This is a genomic window from Prosthecobacter fluviatilis, from assembly GCF_042655725.1.
In the GTDB taxonomy this organism is placed as follows: Bacteria; Verrucomicrobiota; Verrucomicrobiia; order Verrucomicrobiales; family Verrucomicrobiaceae; genus Prosthecobacter; species Prosthecobacter fluviatilis.
In genome coordinates this window covers 40,211-61,279 of the sequence record NZ_JBHSMQ010000004.1, presented here as the reverse complement: position 1 = coordinate 61,279, position 21,069 = coordinate 40,211, and the positions used below count along the sequence as shown (strand labels likewise).

At 61.9% G+C, this 21,069-nt stretch carries 15 protein-coding genes and 1 tRNA gene; 9 read left to right on the top strand and 7 right to left on the bottom strand.

All coding sequences use genetic code 11. The features are described 5' to 3' along the window. Positions 1-46: 46 nt before the first annotated feature. Entirely contained in the window at positions 47-400 is a 354-nt protein-coding gene (locus ACFQDI_RS11610) for a c-type cytochrome domain-containing protein (RefSeq protein ID WP_377166661.1), read from the top strand. 113 nt (positions 401-513) lie between these two features. Here the strand turns inward: ACFQDI_RS11610 and ACFQDI_RS11605 are convergent. Next, positions 514-588: transfer RNA gene (locus ACFQDI_RS11605), tRNA-Thr, on the bottom strand. A 93-nt stretch (positions 589-681) separates the two neighbouring features. Between ACFQDI_RS11605 and ACFQDI_RS11600 the strand changes: the two genes are divergently transcribed. After that, positions 682-1,458 carry a TrmH family RNA methyltransferase gene (locus ACFQDI_RS11600; protein ID WP_377166659.1) on the top strand — a complete coding sequence of 259 codons (777 nt, stop codon included), beginning with the start codon at positions 682-684 and terminating at the stop codon, positions 1,456-1,458. A 21-nt stretch (positions 1,459-1,479) separates the two neighbouring features. On the opposite strand, the gene ACFQDI_RS11595 is transcribed toward ACFQDI_RS11600, so the two are convergent. Together ACFQDI_RS11595 and ACFQDI_RS11590 are read right to left on the bottom strand one after the other, a co-directional pair. Next, entirely contained in the window at positions 1,480-2,148 is a 669-nt protein-coding gene (locus ACFQDI_RS11595; protein ID WP_377166657.1) for a hypothetical protein, read from the bottom strand. A gap of 109 nt (positions 2,149-2,257) precedes the next feature. Further along, a complete protein-coding gene (locus ACFQDI_RS11590; protein ID WP_377166655.1) occupies positions 2,258-3,556 on the bottom strand; it encodes a Gfo/Idh/MocA family protein in 1,299 nt (432 codons plus the stop codon). A gap of 118 nt (positions 3,557-3,674) precedes the next feature. Between ACFQDI_RS11590 and ACFQDI_RS11585 the strand changes: the two genes are divergently transcribed. The 3 genes from ACFQDI_RS11585 (at position 3,675) to ACFQDI_RS11575 (ending at position 9,716) form a co-directional block, all read left to right on the top strand. After that, a complete protein-coding gene (locus ACFQDI_RS11585) occupies positions 3,675-5,090 on the top strand; it encodes a dihydrolipoyl dehydrogenase family protein (RefSeq protein WP_377166653.1) in 1,416 nt (471 codons plus the stop codon). 77 nt (positions 5,091-5,167) lie between these two features. Then, positions 5,168-8,275, top strand: a complete 3,108-nt coding sequence (locus ACFQDI_RS11580) for a PSD1 and planctomycete cytochrome C domain-containing protein (RefSeq protein WP_377166651.1) — start codon at positions 5,168-5,170, stop codon at positions 8,273-8,275. A 1-nt stretch (position 8,276) separates the two neighbouring features. Beyond that, positions 8,277-9,716: a DUF1501 domain-containing protein gene (locus tag ACFQDI_RS11575; RefSeq protein WP_377166649.1), complete on the top strand. Its 1,440-nt coding sequence runs from the start codon at positions 8,277-8,279 to the stop codon at positions 9,714-9,716. Between the two features lie 87 nt (positions 9,717-9,803). Here the strand turns inward: ACFQDI_RS11575 and ACFQDI_RS11570 are convergent, their stop codons facing one another. After that, positions 9,804-10,649 carry an AraC family transcriptional regulator gene (locus tag ACFQDI_RS11570; RefSeq protein WP_377166647.1) on the bottom strand — a complete coding sequence of 282 codons (846 nt, stop codon included), beginning with the start codon at positions 10,647-10,649 and terminating at the stop codon, positions 9,804-9,806. 137 nt (positions 10,650-10,786) lie between these two features. On the opposite strand from ACFQDI_RS11570, the gene ACFQDI_RS11565 reads away from it, so the two are divergent. The 4 genes from ACFQDI_RS11565 to hisH all read left to right on the top strand — a co-directional run bounded on the left by ACFQDI_RS11565 (position 10,787) and on the right by hisH (position 16,872). Then, positions 10,787-13,870 carry a DUF1553 domain-containing protein gene (locus ACFQDI_RS11565; protein WP_377166645.1) on the top strand — a complete coding sequence of 1,028 codons (3,084 nt, stop codon included), beginning with the start codon at positions 10,787-10,789 and terminating at the stop codon, positions 13,868-13,870. A 13-nt stretch (positions 13,871-13,883) separates the two neighbouring features. Beyond that, positions 13,884-15,305 (top strand): DUF1501 domain-containing protein, encoded by a 1,422-nt coding sequence (locus tag ACFQDI_RS11560; RefSeq protein WP_377166643.1) that lies wholly within the window; start codon positions 13,884-13,886, stop codon positions 15,303-15,305. 329 nt (positions 15,306-15,634) lie between these two features. Further along, the gene (gene hisB / locus ACFQDI_RS11555; RefSeq protein WP_377166641.1) at positions 15,635-16,237 is read left to right on the top strand and encodes an imidazoleglycerol-phosphate dehydratase HisB; all 603 of its coding nucleotides are present in this window, start codon (positions 15,635-15,637) and stop codon (positions 16,235-16,237) included. Further along, positions 16,237-16,872, top strand: a complete 636-nt coding sequence (gene hisH, locus ACFQDI_RS11550; protein WP_377166639.1) for an imidazole glycerol phosphate synthase subunit HisH — start codon at positions 16,237-16,239, stop codon at positions 16,870-16,872. The genes hisB and hisH overlap by 1 nt, the downstream gene beginning before the upstream one ends. 85 nt (positions 16,873-16,957) lie before the next feature. Here the strand turns inward: hisH and ACFQDI_RS11545 are convergent, their stop codons facing one another. From ACFQDI_RS11545 to ACFQDI_RS11535, 3 genes are all read right to left on the bottom strand, one after another. Beyond that, positions 16,958-18,778, bottom strand: coding sequence for a hypothetical protein (locus ACFQDI_RS11545; RefSeq protein ID WP_377166637.1), 1,821 nt, complete (start codon positions 18,776-18,778; stop codon positions 16,958-16,960). A gap of 115 nt (positions 18,779-18,893) precedes the next feature. Further along, complete coding sequence (gene ybeY, locus ACFQDI_RS11540) at positions 18,894-19,334, bottom strand: rRNA maturation RNase YbeY (RefSeq protein ID WP_377166635.1); 441 nt, start codon at positions 19,332-19,334, stop codon at positions 18,894-18,896. Continuing rightward, positions 19,334-21,058 carry an HD family phosphohydrolase gene (locus ACFQDI_RS11535; protein ID WP_377166633.1) on the bottom strand — a complete coding sequence of 575 codons (1,725 nt, stop codon included), beginning with the start codon at positions 21,056-21,058 and terminating at the stop codon, positions 19,334-19,336. The genes ybeY and ACFQDI_RS11535 overlap by 1 nt, the downstream gene beginning before the upstream one ends. Positions 21,059-21,069 lie beyond the last annotated feature (11 nt).

The window sequence follows — 21,069 nt, the reverse complement described above, 5'->3', positions numbered from 1 at the left end:
TCAAATCTCTGCGGTGCAAATCGGCCTGTCTCTTGTGGTGATCCGGATGCCCCTTTCAGTCACCTTCAGCGGGCTGCTGCTCGGCAGCCTGGCTGGAGCGGCTGACGTGCCCGCACCCGATTTCAAAAAAGACATCCTCCCCGTCTTTGAAGAGAAGTGCATCCGCTGCCACGGCGCAAAACGCCGCGGTGGCAGGCTGGACATGCGCACCCTGTCAGCCCTGCTCGAAGGTGGCGACACCGGCCCGGCCCTCAAACCCGGCAACGCGAAAAAAAGCCTCCTCATCGAGCTGATCCACTACAAAGAAATGCCGCCCAAAAAGGAAGGCCCCTTTATCACCCCCGCAGAACTCGAAATGCTACGCCGATGGATCGACACCATGTCAGGCGGCAGTATTTGAGCATCGTCCGCCCTTGTCGTGGTTCGAATCGATAATCAGGATACTCTGTCCTGAAGGCTGGCGGAACTGGCTTTGCCTAGGCCGATGAATCGGCTCCTGCCATCACCTTCAAATGGAGCCAGCAGTCGGGGTCGAACCGACGACCTGCGGTTTACAAAACCGCTGCTCTACCACTGAGCTATGCAGGCACATTCGTGAGGGGCCATCATAATAAACGCGTGCTTTCATTCGGCAAATGGATTTACAACAGGATTAGACAGGGAATGATCCCCACCCGCCCCATGCTCATCACCAGCTCCTCCAACGAACGCATCAAACACGCCCGCCGCGTGCGCGAAGGGCGCGAGCGTGATCTGATCTTTGTCGAGGGCGAGCGTCTCGTTGGTGAGTGCCTTTCCTCTGGGCTTGGCTTGCACGCCTGCTTCACCTCCGCAGCCCCCTCCCCCGCCCAGCAGGTGCTGCTCGAGCGCATCTCCTGCCCGGTGCATCAGCTTTCCGAGTCTGTGATGGAATCCCTCGGCGACACCATGTCCACCCAGGGCATCATCGTCATCGCCGAGCGTCCGCAGCCGTCGCTGGACAGCTTCTTCGCCAGCCCCGCCCCACTCATCCTCGGACTGGACCGCATCCAGGACCCCGGAAACTTCGGCACCCTGGTGCGCACTGCAGAGTCTGCCGGTGCCAGCGGCATCTTTTCCTTTGCTGGCTCCACGGACGCCTACTCGCCCAAAACCCTGCGCAGCTCCATGGGCTCCGCCTTCCGCCTGCCCATCCTGCCAGACGTCTCCGGCCTCGGCGTGCTGGAGACCTGCCGCAGCCGTGGCATCAAAACCGTCGTCGCCACCGGCGAGGCCGATCTCCTCCACTACGACTACGACTGGCGCCAGCCGACGCTCTTGATTCTGGGCAATGAGGGACGCGGCGCGAGCGCGGACATCATGCGAGCCTGCGACACCCGGGTCCGCATTCCCCTGCATGCGCCAGTGGAATCTCTGAACGTGGCGGCGGCAGGTTCGGCGATTTTGTTTGAGGCAGTGCGGCAGCGCGGCTTGCGATAAAGCAAACAGCCCGGCTGGCTTTCACTTTCGGATGGTACGTTGATCCAGGTCGGCTTCGAGAACCTTGCCGATGAGCAGTGTGATCTGAGCCTGGAACCGATCATGAGCGGACGACTCCCCTTGAAGCACCAGCCTGGATCCGTCTTCATCCCCGTCCATGAGGCGCAGGCCCATGGCCTCAAGGCGCCGGTCCATTTTTTTGAAGAGAGCGCCATTTTGAATCAACTCGGAAACATCTGCGCCTTCCCGCAAGGGCTCCCCCAAAATGAAGGCAAGGAGAGCGGGGCTCATGCGATATTCCCTGGATTCAAACTCGGCATCTTCCATGACCGATCGAATTTGCAGCCGTCCCTCCCGCAGCCTGGTCTTGCAGATATAAAGCTCGCAGAGATGCTGGATGGAAACGATCAGCGGGCTGTCTTTTGAAAGAACCAGAGGCGTTTCTGAGGCGGCCAAAGTCTTTCTGGCAGCCGCCGACCATTCGACCTTTGCGCTGAGAAACGCTGCCTCCGTGCTCGGAAGAGCTGAAAGGATCCGGTTCACCTCCGTTTCCAGGTCTCCCTTTAAATTGAGCGTTTGTTCCGGCGATGCTGACAAAAGCAAAGCCTCCAAACTGACCTCCTTTGCCCAGCCAGGTTCCGCGAACACAAACACCCAGCTAAGAAGCAACAGCGAGCCCAGTGTTTTCATACGGTTTGAGGTGCGAGCTTACGTGACATGGCGCCGAACGCCCATGGACCAGCATAGCAATCCCATTCGCATTGCTATCGAAAACTGCGCCTCGCAGTTCGAAGGAGAGTCACCCGATCTCCGGCAGCTTCCACTCCCCGCGGAAAGGCCGCGCATTCATGAGGACATTCGCCGCTTCATCATTCGCAAAGCTCTCCGTCTTCGGATCCCACACCAGCTTGCGCTTCGCCTTCAGCGCCATCGCCGTCAGTTGCGGCAGTGTGTCCGAACGCACTGCCGTCTCGATGTCACAAATCGCCCGCTGCTTGTTCTTGATCGCATCCACAAAGTTGCGGGTGTGTTCGAGGCTGGCGATGAGCTTGATGGGCATCGTCCCTTCCTTGTTCGCGGGATCGCGCAGGAGCGCGTCATCACTCGCCTTGATGTTGCCGCGCAGCACATGCACCCAGCCGTTTTCGCCGATGAAGCGCGTGCCGTGGCCGATGTCCATGTTCTTCTCGTTCACAAAGGTGATCGGCGCGGCGTTTGCATACTCCATGCGCACCTTCCACGTCAGCACGGCATCGCAGCCGCCTTTGTCAGGATAGGTGGCCTCCGCCTCCACGCTCACAGGGCCGGTGTCATCCGTGCCATTGCCCCACTGAGCGATGTCCAGATGATGAATGCCCCAGCAAGAAATCATGCCGAGCGAAAAATTTGTGAGGTTCTCGTGGTTGTCGCGCTTGAGCTTGCCCTCGTTAAATGTCGTCATCGGCGCAGGTCCCACCCAGCGCTCCCAGTCCACGTAGTCCGGCACTGGCTGCTCGGGGAAATCAGGCCCGATCTTGCCTCCCGGCACGCCCACCTGGATCTCCTTCAGTTTTCCGAGGCGGGCGTTCTGAGCCAGCTCGCAGGCCCAGCGAAACTTCAGATCGCTGCGCTGCTGAGTGCCGAACTGGAACACCACGCCTGTCTTTTTCACGGCCGCGCGCACGTGCTTGGACTCCTGCATGGACATGCCCATCGGCTTCTCATGGTAGATGTGCTTGCCATTCAGAATGGCATCCGTGGCCGGAATGCTGTGCCAATGCACCGGCAGCGCCATCAGCACCGCGTCGATGGACTTGTCACGGTTCAACTCGCGGAAATCACTCATCACTTTCAGATCCGCGCTGCCATACCGCTCCGCCACCGCCTGCTGCGCGCGCTCGATGCACTTCTTGTTCACATCGCACACCGCCGTCACGCGCACATCGTCGTGATTCAGGAAGGCCCGCATGTCATGCGTGCCCTGAGCGCCCACGCCGATGACACCGAGCGTGATCTTGTTGGACGGTGCTGTCTGCGAGCGCAGCACATGCGCTGGCACAAACACCGGAGCGACACCTGTGGCGATGATCTGGGAGAGAAAGGAGCGGCGTGTCTTCATGGCTGAATTCTTCAATGCTACGAAACCCGCCCCTATGTTTTGAAGGACAAACTTTGGGTGGAATCAGACGCCGACATCCGAAACTTGCGCCCACTCGTTCCCACCTGCACATCTCAGCATGTCAGAAAACTCTTTCGATTTCATCGTCATCGGCGGCGGCAGCGGTGGCTACGCAGCAGCCCGCACCGCCCACAGCGCCGGACTGCGTGTGGCCGTGATCGATGGCGCATCCGAACTCGGCGGCCTATGCATCCTGCGCGGCTGCATGCCCAGCAAGACGCTCATTGAGTCCGCAAACCGCCAGCTCCACATCCGCCATGCAGCGGAGTTTGGCCTCAAGGCCACCTCCCACGGTGTGGACATCCGCGCCATCCGCGACCGCAAGCGCACCCTCATCGCCGACTTTGCCGGCTATCGCCAGGGCCAGCTCGAAGACGGCCGCTTTGCCCTGCATCGCGGTCACGCGCGCTTCATCGATGCCCACACGCTGGAAGTTTCTCCGCGCGATGGCTCACCCACATACCAGCTCACCGCCAAGAGCTTCTGCATCGCCACCGGGTCGGAGGTCTTTGTGCCAGACGTGCCCGGCCTCGCCGAAACCGGCTTCTGGACCAGCGATGACGTGCTGGACACTGACAGCCTGCCCAAATCCATCGCCGTGCTCGGCGGTGGTGCCATCGGCCTGGAAATGGCCCATTATCTGGAGGCTATGGGCTGCGCCGTCACCCTCATCCAGCGCAATGCCCAGCTGCTCACCGGCCTCGACCGCGAATGCAGCGATGTCATTGCCAAAGCCTACTCTGAGCGCGGCATGAAGGTGCATCTTGGCACCCATCTGAACAGCATTGTCGCCATCAAGGACAAGAAGCTCATCGAGTTCACTGTCTCTGGCCACACGCAAGCAGTGCAGGTGGATCAGGTGCTGCTCGCCATGGGCCGCCAGCCTGCCACACATGGCCTGGATCTCACAGCCGCCAGGGTCTCCCAGCACAAAACCAAAGTCGTCGTCAATGACCGCATGCAGACCTCCCAGCCGCACATCTTCGCCGCCGGAGACGTGTGCAGCCCGCTGGATGTCGTCCACATTGCCATTCAGCAGGGAGAGATCGCCGCGCGCAATGCAGCAAGACTCATTCGAGACGAAACCGCCGATGAAACCATCGACTACCGCCTCACGCTTTTCGGCGTCTTCTCGCACCCGCAAGTCGCCGTCGTCGGTGCCACCACGGAAAAACTGCGTGCACAGGGCATCCCATTCCTCGAGGCCAGCTATCCCTTCAATGACCACGGCAAATCCATGGTCATGGGAGAGATGGCAGGATTTGTGAAGATGCTCGCGAACAAAGAAACCGGCGAGATCCTCGGTGCCTGCGTCGTCGGTCCTGAAGCGACGGAGTTGATCCATGAAATCGTCATCGCCATGAATTTCCGCTCCACCGTGCAGCAGTTCATGGCCATCCCTCATTATCACCCCACGCTGAGCGAGATCTGGACGTATCCGGCGGAGGAGATCGCGGACCAGATGGCGGAATGATCCCCGCAGGATAAGACATAACTCTGGCATAATGAGGCACAGGGTTCGCCCGTTGAATGAGGAGCCTCATTCCAACCATGCGCCGAGCCCTCTGTCTCCTGCTGGCCTTCCCTGCCCTCCTGCGGGCAGAGTCTGCCAAACTCAAATACAACCGCGATGTGCGGCCCATTCTCAATGAGAAGTGCTTCCACTGCCACGGCCCGGATGCCGCGCATCGCAAAGGAGACCTCCGTCTCGATCTACGCGAGGACGCGCTGAAGCCCGCCAAGTCTGGAGAAACCGCCCTCGTCCCCGGCCAGCCGGACAAGAGCCAGCTCATCGCCCGCGTGGAGCTGTCCCACGGTGACGATGACGTCATGCCGCCGGACAAGGACGGCAAACCGCTCACCGCCGAGGAAAAGGCCATCCTGCGCCAGTGGATCACGGAAGGCGCGGAGTACCAGGGCCACTGGGCCTTCATCAAGCCCGAGCGCGCTCCCGTGCCGGAGATCAAGGATCCCCAATTCACCATCCGCAATCCCATCGACGCCTTCATCGCCGAGCGCCTGCAGGAGGAAAAACTCACCCCATCCCCCGAGGCCGACCGCGCCACGCTGCTGCGCCGTGTGACGCTCGATCTCACCGGCCTGCCGCCCACGCTGGAAGAAATCGCCGCCTTTGAAAAAGACACATCTCCGCAGGCCTACGAAAAGGTGGTGGACCGCCTCTTAAAATCCGAGCACTACGGCGAGCGCATGGCCATGCAGTGGCTGGACTTCGCCCGCTTCGCCGACAGCCACGGCTTTCAGACCGACAGCAGCCGCGCCATGTGGCCCTGGCGTGACTGGGTCATCAAGGCCTTCAACGACAACAAGCCTTTCGATCAGTTCACACTCGAACAGATCGGCGGCGACCTGCTGCCCAATGCCACCCGCGAGCAAGTCGTGGCCACCGGCTTCAATCGCAATCACCGCCTCAATGGCGAAGGCGGCATCATCGCCGAAGAGTGGCGCATCGAAAACATCATCGACCGCGTGGAGACCACCAGCTTCACCTGGCTGGGCCTCACGCTGAACTGCTGCCGCTGCCACGACCACAAATACGATCCCTTCACGCAGAAGGACTTTTACTCCCTCTTCGCCTTCTTCAACAACATCACCGAAAGCGGCACCATTCAGGGCAGCTCCAATCGCAGCGGCGGCAACTCCGAGCCTGCAATCTCCGTGCCGGATGCCGAGGAGGAAAAGCAGCTCGCGCTGCTGCGCAAAAAGATCGACGCCGCGCAGGCGAAGGTGACCGAGACGCAGCTCCAGCTACCCAATCTAGTGGCAAGCTGGGAGGCTGATATGGAAAATCCTGAAGCCGCGAAAAAGCCCATGTGGGAAGTGCTTCCCATCACTGAAGCCAAATCCCAGGGCAAAGCCTCTCTGCGCAAGCTGCCCGATGCCTCATGGATCGCCGGTGGGCGCAATCCAGACTCCGACATCTACACCCTCACCGCCCCGCTGGCAGAGGGCAGCTTCACCGGCCTGCTGCTGGAAGCCCTGCCAGACCCCACACTGCCAAATCAAAGCCTGGGCCGCGCGACCAATGGCAATTTCGTCCTCACCGGCATCGAGGCCACGCTCAGCGCTCCCAGCTTGAAACAGCCTATGAAAATCACCTTCACCCGCGCCGAGGCCGACTACGCGCAAAAAGGCTACGATGTGAAGCTGCTGCTCGACAAAGATCCCAAGAACGGATGGGCCATCGATGGCAACGACCCGCAGAAGCGCGTGGAGCGCAATGCCATGTTCATCGTGGACAAAGCCGTGCGCGTGCCTGCCGGGGCCACCCTCACCGTGCGCCTGCTCCAGCAGTCCAAGTTTGCCGGTCACAATGTCGGCCGCTTCCGCCTCTCAAGCACCAATGCCGAGCCCGCTCTGGCCAGCCTCGACGGCACTGGCGGCCCGCCTGCCGCCGTGCTGGCCATCATGAAAACCCCCACCGAAAACCGCACGCCGCAGCAGCGCAGCGAGCTGGAGAAATACTACCGCGCCAGTGTGGACAGCCCCCTGCGCGATGCCGACTACGCCCTCGCCGCCGCCAAGGCCGAGATGGAGAAATTCGAACGCACCGTCCCCTCCGTGATGGTGATGAAAGAAGGCCCCGTGCGCGATGCCTTCGTGCTGAAACGCGGCGAGTATGACAAGCCCGGCGACAAGGTCAGCATGACCACGCCCGCCGTGCTGCCACCCATGCCCAAGAACGCGCCGCCAAACCGCCTCGGCCTGGCGCAGTGGATTGTGTCACCTGAAAATCCACTGACCTCCCGCGTGTGGGTGAACCGCGCCTGGGAAAAATTCTTCGGCTACGGTTTGTGCAAATCTTCGGAGAACCTCGGCACGCAGTCAGAGTATCCGGTGCATCCAGAGCTGCTCGACTGGCTGGCCACCGAGTTCATCCGCCTCGGCTGGGACATGAAGGCCATGCAAAAGCTCATCGTCATGAGTGCCACGTATCGTCAGTCGTCCAAGCTCACGCCCGCATTGCTGGAAAAAGATCCTGAGAACCGCCTCCTCGCACGCGGCCCGCGCTTCCGCCTTCCCGGCGAAGTCGTGCGCGATCAGGCGCTGGCCATCGCCGGACTGCTCGTGCCAAAAATCGGCGGCCCCAGCGTGAAGCCCTACATGCCCGAAGGCGTGTGGGATGAAACAAGCAAATACGGCGACCTGCGCGGCTACAAGGCGGACACCGGCGAAGGTCTCTACCGCCGCAGCTTCTACACCATCTGGAAGCGCACCGCCGCACCGCCCACCATGCTGCTCTTTGATGCCCCCACGCGCGAGATCTGCACCGTCAAACGCAGCCGCACGAATACCCCGCTGCAGGCGCTCTCGCTGCTCAATGAGATCACCTTTGTGGAAGCCGCGCGCTCCCTTGCCCAGCAGATGATGCAGCACGGCGGCACCACCCCGGAGCAGCGCATCGCCTACGGCTACCAGCGCGCCACCGGTCGCAGCATCGAGCCCGCAGCGCTCAAGCAGCTCGCCGCAGGCGTGCAGAAGCGCATCTCCGAATTCCAGGCCAAGCCCGCCGAGGCCACCGCGCTCATCGCCCAGGGTACCACCAAGGCGGATGCCTCGCTCAATCCTTCAGAGCTGGCAGCTTATACCACGACCGCCTCCGTCCTTCTCAACCTCGACCGCGTCATCACCCGCGACTGATATGAATCCCTCCCTTCAACTTCAGGACCGGCTCAACCGCCGCATCTTCCTCAAGAACTCCTCCGCCGCCATCGGTGCAGCGGCTCTCGGTTCTCTGCTGCAGGATGAAGCCCGCGCCGCCGCCCCCACGCGCTTCTTCCCCAACTTTGCGCCCAAGGCCAAACGCATCATCTACCTTTTCCAGTCAGGCGCGCCGTCACAGATGGATCTCTTTGATCCCAAGCCGCAGATGGAAAAGCACCGTGCCGAGGATCTGCCTGCCAGCATTCGCCAGGGGCAGCGCCTTACCACCATGACCTCGGGTCAGAAGGCCTTCCCCGTCGCTCCATCCATCTTCAAATTCGCCCAGCACGGCCAGGGCGGTGTCTGGCTCAGCGAACTATGGCCGCATCTCTCCACCGTGGCCGATGAGATGTGCGTCATCCGCTCCATGTTCACGGAGGCGATCAATCACGATCCCGCCATCACCTTCTGCCAGACTGGCTCACAGCTCGCAGGCCGCCCCAGCATCGGCGCATGGCTCAGCTACGGCCTTGGCAGCGCCAATCACGACCTGCCTGCGTATGTCGTCATGACTTCCTTCGGCACCGGCCGTCGCGATGACCAGCCGCTCTACGACCGCCTCTGGGGCAGCGGCTTCCTGCCCACGCAGCACCAGGGCGTGCGCTTCCGCAATTCGGGCGACCCCGTTCTCTATCTTTCCAATCCCGCCGGCGTGGACCGCCCCATGCGCCGCCAGATGCTGGATGAGTTGGCCGCTCTGAATCAGCGCGACTTCGAATCCTTTGGCGATCCCGAAACCGCCGCGCGCATCTCTCAGTATGAAATGGCATTTCGTATGCAGATGAGCGTGCCGGATCTGGTGGACACCTCCAAGGAACCCCAGCACGTGCTCGACAGCTACGGACCCGATGTGAAGAAGCCCGGCACCTACGCTGCCAATTGCCTCCTCGCACGCCGCCTGGCCGAGCGCGATGTGCGCTGCATCCAGCTCTTCCACATGGGCTGGGACCACCACGGCGGTCTGCCCAATGCCATCCGCGGTCAGTGCCGCGACACCGACCAGCCCACCGCTGCACTCATCAAAGACCTGAAACAGCGCGGCCTGCTGGATGACACCCTCATCGTCTGGGGCGGCGAATTCGGCCGCACCATCTACTCACAAGGAACCCTCACCGCCACCAACTACGGCCGTGATCACCACCCCCGCTGCTACTCCCTTTTCATGGCAGGAGCCGGCGTCAAAAAAGGCACCACCTACGGCGAAACGGATGACTACAGCTACAACATCGTCCGGGACCCCGTACACGTGCACGACCTCAATGCCACCCTCATGCACCTCCTCGGCATCAATCACGAGCGCCTCAACTACAAGTTCCAAGGCCTCGACATGCGCCTCACCGGCATCGCGGGAAATGTGGTGAAGGGCGTGCTGGCATAGCCATCCCGAATCATCTGCCGCAGGCTGCAGTAGCACGGGCAATCCTGCCCGTGGCGAGCGCGTTCTTTGCGGGCAGGATTGCCCGCGCTACCCATCCTTCCGCTCCCTCTGCCTTGCCCGAAACTCCCCCGGCCCGCACCCGACCTGCCGTGCAAACATCCGGCTGAAGTAGTGCCGGTTTGGAAAGCCAAACTCCACGGCGATTTGATCAATCGTCTTGTCCGTCAGCGCCAGCGCCTCTCCTGCCAGCCTCAGGCGCGTGCTCAGCACATAAGCCGCGGGCGTCTGTCCCAGGTGCTCGCGAAAGGCGCGGATGAAGCGCTCCACGCTCATGCCCGCACGCTCCGCTAAAAACGGATTCGTCAGCCGGCTGTGCGGTGCACGTGCGATGAAGGCCAGCACCGCCGCGATCCTCTCCGGCAATGCCAGTGGTGCGTCGGTCTCCAGCGTGGCAAAGACGGTGTGCAGCAGCGCCGCACTGAGATGATGCAGGCGGTGATCCCTTAGCTCCGTCTGCGGCTGCCGATGCGTAGCCACGAGTTGCCTGAGCATCGGCCGTAGCGCGTCATCCACCGCGATGACGATCGGCTCCGGCACCATCTTCACGCCAGGCCTTGCGGTGGTGAAGTGCAGCCAGAAGTGGCTGGCCCTCACCGGCCCGCAGCAGTCAAACACCGTGTCCGCCGGAATGAGCACCGCGCACTGCGGCCCCAGCGGGATCTTGCGCCGCTGAAAGAGCAGATGACATCCCGGCTTCGGATTGTGGTAAAAGCGCCAGAAAGGCGAGTCCACCCCCTGATGGTTCCAGTCCTCCAGCGCAGGCTGGTAGCCGCTCTCATGGATCAAAAACGGCGTCCATCCGGACTGCGCCACACGAGCCAGATCCACACCCCACGGCGTGGTGTAGTTCAGGTATTTGCGGCGTGCTGGCATGGAAAGGATTGGAAATCAGATACGCCATTGCTCTGAATTTTCACCAGCTTTCAGCTCCAGAACCGCAGGATAAGACATAAATCATCCAAAAAGAGGCACAGACGGCGAGCGTTGTTTCATGCAGCCTCCTTACCACCATGCAGCACCGGCTTACCATCCTCGTCCTCGCCTTTCCCGCCCTGCTCTCCGCAGCCGCGCCAGCCAAGAAGGTGAAGTTCAACCGCGATGTGCGGCCCATCCTCTCGGACAAATGCTTCTTCTGCCACGGCCCCGATCCCAAGAAGCGCGAGGCCGACCTCCGCCTGGACGAGCGCGAAGCCGCCGTGGAGGCCAAGGCTTTCGTGCCCGGCAAGGCTGACATGAGCGAGATCATCCAGCGCATCCTCACCACGGATGAGGACGACCACATGCCGCCCGCCAAGTCCAAGCTGGGCGATCTCACCGCCGAGGAGACGGCTATCCTCAAGCAGTGGATCAATGAAGGCGCGGAGTATGAGGCGCACTGGTCCTTCATTCCGCTCAAGCCAGATGCCGCGAATCAACGCAGCATCGACGACATCGTCAGCGCCGAAATCGCCGAGCGCGGCCTCAAGCTGCAACCCGAAGCCGCCCCTGAAACGCTCATCCGCCGCCTCTCCTTCGACCTCACCGGCCTGCCCCCATCGCCCGAAGAAATCAGCGCCTTCGTGGCCGAGCATCAGTTTGATTCCAAAGGCAGCATCCAGCATCTCGTCACACGCCTCCTCGCCTCCCCGCACTATGGCGAGCGCATGGCTGTGGACTGGCTGGATGTGGCACGCTACGCCGACAGCTACGGCTTTCAGGTGGACCGCGAGCGCGAGGTCTGGCCCTGGCGTGACTGGGTGGTGAAGGCCTACAACCAGAACCTGCCCTTCGACAAATTCATCACCTGGCAGCTTGCGGGCGATCTGCTCCCCAATCCCACCGATGAGCAGATCATGGCCACCGCCTACAACCGCCTGCACCAGCAGGAAAGCGAAGGCGGCAGCGTCGAAGAAGAGTACCGCGTGGAATACGTGGCCGACCGCGTGCAGACCGTGGCCACCACCTTCCTCGGCCTCACCTTTGAGTGCTCACGCTGCCATGACCACAAGTATGACCCCGTCACGCAGAAGGACTACTACGGCCTCTTCTCCATGCTGCAAAACATCGACGAAGCGGGGCTGTATTCCTACTTCACACCGTCCCCGCCCACACCGGCCATGATGATGATGGACGCGCCCGCCAAGGAGAAGCTGGCCGCGCTGAATGCCAAGGTGAAGCAGCTTGAGAAGAAGCTTAGTGATGCGGGCACTATTGAACGCAATGCGCTGGAACTGCGGCCAGGAGTGCCCGCATCACTGGAAGGCCAGATCGCGCACTTCACGTTTGATGAGGTTAAGGGCAACAAGCTCGCCGACGCGCTGCATCCAGCCCCACCGCCTGCACCTTCGCAGCCAAAGCCTGTGGCTGATGCGAAGGACAAAACTCCGGCGCAGAAAAAGAAAGACGCCAAGGCCCCGCCTCCCGGTCCCGAGGCCATCCTCAAAGGCGAAAACAAACTCGTCCCCGGCAAGATCGGCAATGCCATCCAGTTCACTGGCGACGACGCCGTGGACACACCGCTCGGCAATTTCAATCGACACGATCCTTTCAGCATCTCCCTCTGGCTTCAGACACCGGATGAGAAACAACGCGCCGTCGTCCTTCACCGCTCTCAGGCCTGGACAGACGCCGCCAGCCGCGGCTACGAGCTGCTCATTGAAGAGGGCCGCATCAAGTGGTCGCTCATTCACTTCTGGCCTGGCAATGCCATCTCCATCCGCACCCAGGCCAAGGTGCCGCTCAAGGAATGGACCCACGTCATCGTCACCAACGACGGCAGCAGCCGCGCCTCCGGCCTGAAGGTTTTTATTAACGGCAAACTGGCGCAGGTGGACGTGATCAAAGACCACCTCACCAAAAACATCACTGGTGGCGGGCATGACAACATCAGCCTCGGCGAGCGCATGCGCGACCGTGGATTCAAAGACGGCCTCGTGGACGACCTGCGCATCTTCGACCGCGACCTCTCCCTGCCCTTTGATGCGAAACTGCAGCCGTTGCTCGCCGAACTGAAAGCCGCACGCGCCGAAGTCACCTCCTTTGCTGATGCACAAAAGGAGATCATGGTCATGCAGGAGCTCCCGCAGTCCAAGAAGGCCTACATCCTCACGCGCGGCGAGTATGACAAGCGCGCCGAAGAAGTCGGCCCTGCCACGCCTGCCTTCCTGCCGCCGATGCCTGCCAATGCGCCGAAGAACCGCCTCGGCTACGCGCAGTGGCTCACAGCGCCGAATCATCCGCTGACCGCACGTGTCACCGTCAATCGCATCTGGCTCAGCCTCTTCGGACGCGGCTTGGTGAAAACCACCGAAGACTTCGGCAGCCAGGGCGAGCGCCCATTGTATCCCGAGTTACTCGACCACCTCGCGCTGAAGTTCATCCAAAGCGGCTGGGATGTGAAGGCTCTGATTCAGGAGATCGTCACCAGCAAAGTGTATCTGCAGCAGAGCATCGCGGATGCGAAGACGATGGCCGACGATCCCGACAACCAGTGGCTCGCCCGCGGTCCACACTTCCGCCTGCCTGCCGAAATGATCCGCGACAACGCTCTCGCAGCCTCTGGCCTGCTCAAGCTCACCATGGGCGGCGCACCAGTCTATCCTTATGAAATGACCGAGGCCTTCAAACCCATGGGCCCCAGCGCAGGCGATGCCGTCTATCGCCGCAGCCTCTACACCAACTGGCGCCGGACCAGCCCCCCGCCCGCCATGGTCGCCTTCGATGCCCCACGCCGCGCCGTCTGCATCTCCAAACGCGAACGCACCGACTCCCCGCTGCAGGCCCTCATCCTCCTCAACGGCGTGCAGTACGTGGAGGCCGCCCGCGTCCTCGGTGAGAAACTCCACCTCGAAACGAAAGGCGACCTTCCCAAAATGATCGACCTCGGCTTCCTCCGCTGCCTCAGCCGCAAGCCCGATGCAAAGGAGGCTCAAATTTGCACGCAGCTTTATCAGGAGCAGCTCACCCATTTCAAAGCAGCGCCCAAAGAAGCCGAAGAACTGATGAAAACCGGCAATGCCAAACGTGACGCCTCCATTCCCCTACCCGAAGCCGCCGCGGCTGCCGTGCTGGCGCAGGCTTTGTTAAATCACGACGCCTGTGTTGTTAAACGTTAACCAATTCAATTCGATGAATGATTCATCCCTCATGTTTGACCGCCGCACCCTCCTCAATCGCTTTGGCATGGGCCTCGGCGGCATCGCTTTGAATGAGCTTCTTGCGCAGGGCTCGGAACCCGCAGATCACGGCGTTCTCGGCGGCACGCATTTCGCGCCGAAGGCGAAGCGCATCATCTACCTCTTCATGTCCGGCGGGCCGTCGCATCTGGACTTGTTTGACTACAAGCCGCTCCTCAACAAACGCCACGGAGAGCAGCTTCCCGACTCCGTGCGCGGCACCCAGCGCCTCACGGGCATGTCCGGAAATCAGTCCTCCATCCCCATGGTGGGTTCTCCGTTCAAGTTCTCGCAGCATGGTCAGGCGGGCGGGTGGTTCAGCGAGCTGCTGCCGCACACCGCCAGCATTGCGGACGACATCTGCGTCGCACGCTCCATGTTCACGGAGTCCATCAATCACGGCCCCGGCGTCACCTTCTTCCAGACCGGCACCCAGATCCCCGGACGTCCCAGCTTCGGCTCCTGGCTCAGCTACGGCCTCGGCGCAGAAAACGCCAATCTGCCCTCCTTCACCGTCCTTATCACCAAAGGCAAAGGTGGCCAGCCGCTCGGCTCCCACCTCTGGGGCAGCGGCTTCCTGCCGACCAAGCACCAGGGCGTGCTCTTCCGCGCGGCGAAGGATCCCGTGCTGTATCTTGGCAATCCAGCAGGCGTCAGCGCCGACAGCCGCCGCCTCATGCTGGACCGCCTCAAGGAACTGCACGAGCACCAGTACGCCGGCACACCCGATGCCGAAATCCAGAACCGCATCGACCACTACGAGATGGCCTTCCGCATGCAGACCAGCATTCCCGAAGTGACCGACCTCAGCGACGAGCCGCAGCACATCCTCGACAGCTACGGCCCGGATGTGAAAACGCCCGGCACCTTTGCCGCGAACTGCCTGCAGGCGCGTCGCCTTGCCGAGAAAGGCGTGCGCTTCATCCAGCTCTACCATCAGGACTGGGACCACCACGGCGGCCTGCCCGGTGCCCTGCCAAAACTCTGCAAAGAAACCGACCAGCCCGCCGCTGCGCTCATCAAAGACCTCAAGCAGCGGGGACTGCTGGACGACACCCTCGTCGTCTGGGGCGGCGAATTCGGCCGCACCGCCTACTGCCAGGGCAAGATCAGCACCAACTTTGGCCGCGACCACCACCCCCGCTGCTTCAGCGCCTGGTTTGCCGGTGGCGGCATCAAGGCAGGCTCCGTCTATGGCGAGACCGACGACTTCGGCTACAACACGGTGAAGGACGGCCTCCACATCCACGACTTCCACGCCACGCTCATGCACCTCCTCGGCATCGACCACGAGCGCCTCACCTACAAGTTCCAGGGCCGCCGCTATCGGCTGACGGACATCCACGGAAAGGTGCAGAAAGGGCTGCTGGCCTGAGAGTTTAAGTCACTCGCTCGCCTCTCATCAGGCCCACCAAACCAATCACCGCTCAGCAACGCCCATCGTACTTCCGAGCCAGTACGACAGACACTCCTGTCTGTCGGTCAGCGCTCACGCAGACAGCTTTGGGGTGCGAGTTGTTTCACAGCACACACCTCAGCGAAGCATCTCGCCAGCTCACAGGACGCACACATGCCTTCAGTGTTTGCCAAACGTCGACCGACAGGCAGGAGTGCCTTTCGTACCTCCGGGCAACGCCACGCCAGAACAGCCACCGAGACGGTTGCGCTGGGGACAGAACGCGTGTTCATTGCTCGTCCCCTTTCATGAGCCAAGCCCGCACCGCCAAACAGCACCGCAAAACCGCCGAGACGGACATTGAGATCGAGCTCAATGTCGATGGTTCCGGCAAATCGAAGATCGACACCGGAGTGCCGTTCTTTGACCACATGCTCACGCTGTTCAGCAAGCACGGCCTCTTTGACCTGAATGTGAAGGTCGTGGGAGACATCGAGGTGGACTATCACCACACCGTCGAGGACACCGGCATCGTGCTCGGCAACTGCTTCCGCGAAGCTCTTGGCAACAAGGCCGGCATCACGCGCTACGGCTTCTTCCTCCTGCCCATGGACGAAACCCTGGCCGAGGTGGCGATGGACCTCAGCGGCCGCGCCTTCCTGAGCTACCACGCACCCGAACGCGTCGAGGCCATCGGAGGTGTGAACCGCTTCAGCTACCAGCTTGTGGAGGAGTTTCTCCGCGCCTTCTCCTCCAGCCTGCTGGCCACCCTCCATGTCGAGATCCGCCGTGGCCGCGATGCCCACCACATGGCCGAGGCCATTTTCAAAGGCCTGGCCCGCGCACTGGATGCCGCCACGAAGCTCGATCCCCGCGTCACTGGCATCCCTAGCACGAAAGACGTCCTGTGATGAAACTCGGAGTGCTTGATTACGGCGGCGGAAACCTCCGCAGCGTGCTGAACGCCTTTGATGCGATCGGTGCCCACGCAGACCTCGTCACAAAGCCGGAAGACTTTGCGTCCATCGACGTGCTCATCTTCCCCGGCCAGGGCGCGTTTGGCGACTCCATCCGCATCCTCAAGGAAACCGGCCTCTGGGAGCCCCTGCAGGCCTGGCTCAAGGCGGAAAAGCCCTACCTCGGCATCTGCCTGGGCTACCAGCTCCTGTTTGAAAGCAGCGAGGAATCCCCCGGTGTAGAGGGTCTCTGCGTGGCCAAAGGCCAGGTCAAAAAGTTCGATCCCACCAGCGGCCTCAAGATCCCGCACATGGGCTGGAATGTGGCCCAGTGGGAGCCCACGCAGGCCGCCATCTGGTCCGGATTGCCGAATCCGACGCACATTTACTTCGTTCACTCCTACTATCCGGATGTGCAGGACGAGTCCCTGGCCCTCTGCCGCACCGACTACGGCGTCAGCTTCATCAGCGGCATTGCCAAAAAGAACCTTGTCGCGGTGCAGTTCCACCCGGAAAAGAGCCAGGAGGCAGGCCTGACGCTGCTGCGAAATTCACTGCAAGTGCTGAAGACGCAGGCCCAGATCGAGTAGCCGCAAGAAGACACAAGGAGGCGCAAAAATCCGGTCTGTTTTTTTTGCGCTTTTTGCGTCTCTATGCGGCCTGTCATGCGCCGCACTACGGCTGCGCGGCAAGATCCCGGATGAACTGCTGATCCTCGGCGGAGAGCCGTGCGAAGGGCACCTCAAAGACCTGTCCGTCTGCGCGCTTGAAGCGGCCGGCATCCTTCGCGGGCGTGGTGAAGCTTTCCAGGGAGGCCTGCATCACGCGGCCGGTGCTGTCCTTCCAGTCACGCACCACCGTGGGCAGCGGAGAGGGTGCGGTCATGGGGCTGGCTGCAGGTTTGGCAGTCTCGGCAGCAGGGCTTGCAGGAGTCTGCGTTGTCTTTTTGGACCTGCTGCCGGCCTTCTTGTTTTCAGCCGTGACAAACTTGACCGGCGTGTTCACGGCGATCATCACACGGTCGGTCATTGGACTGAAAAAGGGCAGCAGCTTCTCGGGATGGCTCGTGCCCTCGATTTCCTCCTCGCTCCGCCACTCCGTGGTGCTGCGTGCGTTGATGAAAGATTTGATGATCTGCCCGTCCATGAACAGGATCAGGATCATGCGCGAGGGCTTGGGCATCATTTGTTCAGACGCCAGCGCCGCCATTTTCCAGGCCACGGGCTCGCAGCGCGCAAAGCCGCCGGGCGGCATCACGCCTTCTCCAGGCAGGCCCAGAAGAATGGCGGCGGTGTCGTTGCGCAGATGCACATGGGCGGAGAAATGCGGCATTTGATCGCGAAGGGCAGGAGCGAAAGGAAAGCCATCCCACACAGCCTGGGCATAGGCAGCCGCGAGTTCCTTGGCCGGCTGCACATTCCCCTCAGCCTGACCGGGCTCCATCTTTTCAAACTGTTTGATCAGCCGGTCAAACTCCTCCTGAGCCTGGGCCGTGGAGGCGGCATCCATGCCCGCTTTGGCAGGTTGTTTTTCAGCGGGCTCATTCCCGCCCGCCATTGCCCCGCCTTCCAGCGTTGGCAGCACCGCGCCGGGCGCGTGCGGCTCAAAATAGGCCTCCAGATGCTTTGTCGCGTCACTGCCAGAGTAGCGGTGCTCGATGCCTGCCGCCCAGTCTTCGTCTGTCTCACTGGCAGCCAGGGTCTTGGCATCCGGCACCGGGCCCTCCACCACCTCGTCATAGAGGAAGGCTCCGCGCACTCCCACCGCCACTCGCTTGGGCCGTGGTTTCAGCTCCGCCGCATGCAGGCTGGCCACGGACCAGGCCATCTCCACCATGTAGCGCTTGGCATCCTCGGTGAATTTCCGCAGGTCTGGCACATGCACCATGAAGGCGCAGGAGTCCGGGTTGATCCGGCAGTAGCTCAAAAATTTGCCATGGGAGAGGCTGATCCGGGACTTCTTCTTGGTCTTCTCCACCCCCATCTCGCGCCCCATCATCACCATCTGGGAAAAAGCCTCCGCCAGCTTTTCCGCAGCTGGCGTGTTTCCATACGCCGTCTTTCCCTTGTCCATGTCGATGAGGTTGTTCGCCTCATGGAAGGCGGTGGCCGCAGGCGAGCTGGCCTTTGGCGTGTATTCGCTCAGGAGCTCAGCCGAAGACTTCTTGAACGACTCCACCGTGGCAAAGCAGGCCATCACGCCCGCCAGCCCGGCCCAGATCATAGGGCCGATGAAAAAGAACGAGTGCGACTTCTTGATGGCCACCTGCTGATGCGTGGCCGGGTCCAGGTAGGTCTTGATCACCGTCTTGCCGATCGTCCTGCCATAGAGCCAGATGGCCAGCACCGCGCCCCAACCTGAGGCTGGCTTCACCATGCGCAGCACCCACTCCCAGTGGGTGGCCGCATAACCGGCTGCAAACGCCATTCCCAGCACCGTTGCGCCCAAGAAGGCGAAGATGGGGATCAAAATTCCGTGACCTTTCCAGATGAGCATGCAGCGCGCTTACCACCCGCTGGCACCCATGGGAAGATTTTTTTGAAGAAAAAAATATCACCCACCTAAGCCAGATCTCTAGTCGGTCTCAGCTCTGCCCGGCACTGAACACCTGTCAGCAGGCCTGGATCGCGCCTTGCAGCACCGCCTCCTGGCGCTGCGCCATTTCCTGCGCCTCCTCAGGCTCATGGTCGTCCCAGCCGGCGAGGTGCATGAGGCCGTGCACGAGGTAGAGCGCCACCTCGCGGTCCAGCGGCTGGCTGTGCTCGGTGCCCTGGCGCAGAGCGGTGTCCGCACTGATGAGGATCTCCCCATGGTGGAAGGTGATGACGTCTGTGGGCGTGGGATCGTCAAGGAAGTCAGCATGCACGCGGGCGATGTCCGCGTCATCGACGATGGTGATCTCGATCTCTTCCAGCGTGGCGAGCGGGGCCTCGGGAGACTTCAGCTCTTTGAGGCAGCCCGGCAGCGCGGCTTTGCCGATGCGCCGCAGCCAGGGCAGCGGGATGGCGTGCGCTTTCTGCCGGTTGTAAATGCGGAGCTTGGGCAGCGGCATCAGGCGGCGGAGGCAGGAGGGGATTTACGGCTGCGGGGTTTCCGGACCGGCGCGGCCAGTTCTGAGGCGGGGGCGGCAAAGGAGGCCTCGACGATCTTTTCCGAGACCGCAGCCTCCGGCTCATCATCCCCGACCAGCACAGGCTTGGACTCATCCCGCACTGGCGGCTGCTGCGCAGGCTTGGACTCGATGGCCTTCTGGTACTTGATGCGGCCGTGCATCATGCTCAGCAGCGTCTTGGCAAAGCTGGCCTTGATGCGGGCGAGCTCGGCGATGGTGAGATCACACTCATCGAGCTGGCCGTCCATCATGCGTGCCTGCACGATGTCGTCGATCATCGTTTCAATGCGGGAGGCGTTGGGCTTTTCCAGCGTGCGGGAGGCGCTCTCCACGGCATCTGCCAGGGAGATGATGGCGGACTCCTTGAACTGCGGGCGCGGGCCGGGGTAGCGGAAGGTTTCCTCGCTCACCTGGGGCACGTCGTCGTCCTTGGCCTTGCCGCTCTTCACCTGGCGCTCCACCTCGGCCTTCTGATCCAGCGCCTGGCGGTAGAAGAACCAGGCGAGGGAGTTGCCATGGTGCTGCTCGATGACGTCGATGATGCGGGAGTTGAGGTTGTGCTTGATGGCCAGGTCCACGCCGTCTTTGACATGGGCGATGATGACCAGCGCGCTCATGCGCGGGGTGAGGTCCTCGTGCGGATTGTCCGAGGGGTCCATGTTCTCAATGAAGTACTCCGGCTTGCTGAGCTTGCCGATGTCATGGAAGTAGGCGCACACACGGCACATGCTGGCGCTGGCGCCGATCTTTTCCGCCGCGGCCTCGGAGAGATTGGCGACGACAAGGCTGTGGTGATAGGTGCCGGGGGCCTCGATGCTGAGGCGGCGCATGAGCGGGTGGTTCAGGTCTCCGAGCTCCAGCCACGTCACATCCGTGGTGACGCCAAAGACGCTCTCCAGCACCGGCAGCAGGCCGCCCACGGCCATGCCGGTGACGATGCCGATGAGCAGCGGCAGCCCCATCATGCGGCCCACCTTTTCCTCCATGATCACCCCTGCCGCCTCATGCAGCAGCAGCGAGTAGGCCATGGCCACCAGCCCGACGTAGAGCCCCGCCATGAAAAGGCGGTTGCGCTTGCTCACCCGCTTGGTCAGCAGCACCCCGGTGAAGCCGATCAGGGTGGAGGTGGCCATGTAGGTGGGCGCGGAGATGGAAATGCACACCATCACACCGAAGAGCGTGCCGTAAATCGCCCCAAACAGCCCGATGCGCCGCCCCAGGATGACGGAGAGGACCACCGGGCCAAAGGCATGCGGCAGCACGATGGCCTTGAGCGTCTTGCCCCAGCTCTGGGCAAAGGACACATCCAGCATCATCAGCACGAGCGCCAGGTGGGTGAAGATGGTGCCCAGCACCAGCAGCAGCACGCCGTTGTCACAGATCTCCTGCCGCAGCACCACGCGCTCATGCACCACCATGGCAAAGCCAATGGCGGCAGCATACAGCATGTGCAGCCAGGTGACGGCGGGCAGCCCGGCCTCCACCTGGGTGCCCAGGCGCATCAGGATGCCGATGCCGACGAAAAACAGCACGTAGGCACCGACCGCCCCGGCGGGATGGGTGCGCATCTCATCCAGCAGATCTCCCTCCTGGTGCTTTCGGCGGGTTTTACCGCAGGAAAGCCCTTCGCGTTGCAAGCGGGCACGACGAATGGACTCAAACATGATGTGTTGGG

What these genes read in the sequence shown, in the direction of transcription:
- ACFQDI_RS11580 (WP_377166651.1), top strand. Translation starts at nt 5,168, where the DNA reads ATGCGCCGAGCCCTCTGTCTCCTGCTGGCCTTCCCTGCCCTCCTGCGG.
- ACFQDI_RS11565 (WP_377166645.1), top strand. Translation starts at nt 10,787, where the DNA reads ATGCAGCACCGGCTTACCATCCTCGTCCTCGCCTTTCCCGCCCTGCTC.
- ACFQDI_RS11595 (WP_377166657.1), bottom strand. Translation starts at nt 2,148, where the DNA reads ATGAAAACACTGGGCTCGCTGTTGCTTCTTAGCTGGGTGTTTGTGTTC.
- hisH (WP_377166639.1), top strand. Translation starts at nt 16,237, where the DNA reads ATGAAACTCGGAGTGCTTGATTACGGCGGCGGAAACCTCCGCAGCGTG.
- ACFQDI_RS11610 (WP_377166661.1), top strand. Translation starts at nt 47, where the DNA reads ATGCCCCTTTCAGTCACCTTCAGCGGGCTGCTGCTCGGCAGCCTGGCT.
- ACFQDI_RS11600 (WP_377166659.1), top strand. Translation starts at nt 682, where the DNA reads ATGCTCATCACCAGCTCCTCCAACGAACGCATCAAACACGCCCGCCGC.
- ACFQDI_RS11545 (WP_377166637.1), bottom strand. Translation starts at nt 18,778, where the DNA reads ATGCTCATCTGGAAAGGTCACGGAATTTTGATCCCCATCTTCGCCTTC.
- ACFQDI_RS11560 (WP_377166643.1), top strand. Translation starts at nt 13,884, where the DNA reads ATGAATGATTCATCCCTCATGTTTGACCGCCGCACCCTCCTCAATCGC.
- ACFQDI_RS11575 (WP_377166649.1), top strand. Translation starts at nt 8,277, where the DNA reads ATGAATCCCTCCCTTCAACTTCAGGACCGGCTCAACCGCCGCATCTTC.
- ybeY (WP_377166635.1), bottom strand. Translation starts at nt 19,334, where the DNA reads ATGCCGCTGCCCAAGCTCCGCATTTACAACCGGCAGAAAGCGCACGCC.
- ACFQDI_RS11590 (WP_377166655.1), bottom strand. Translation starts at nt 3,556, where the DNA reads ATGAAGACACGCCGCTCCTTTCTCTCCCAGATCATCGCCACAGGTGTC.
- ACFQDI_RS11535 (WP_377166633.1), bottom strand. Translation starts at nt 21,058, where the DNA reads ATGTTTGAGTCCATTCGTCGTGCCCGCTTGCAACGCGAAGGGCTTTCC.
- ACFQDI_RS11585 (WP_377166653.1), top strand. Translation starts at nt 3,675, where the DNA reads ATGTCAGAAAACTCTTTCGATTTCATCGTCATCGGCGGCGGCAGCGGT.
- ACFQDI_RS11570 (WP_377166647.1), bottom strand. Translation starts at nt 10,649, where the DNA reads ATGCCAGCACGCCGCAAATACCTGAACTACACCACGCCGTGGGGTGTG.
- hisB (WP_377166641.1), top strand. Translation starts at nt 15,635, where the DNA reads ATGAGCCAAGCCCGCACCGCCAAACAGCACCGCAAAACCGCCGAGACG.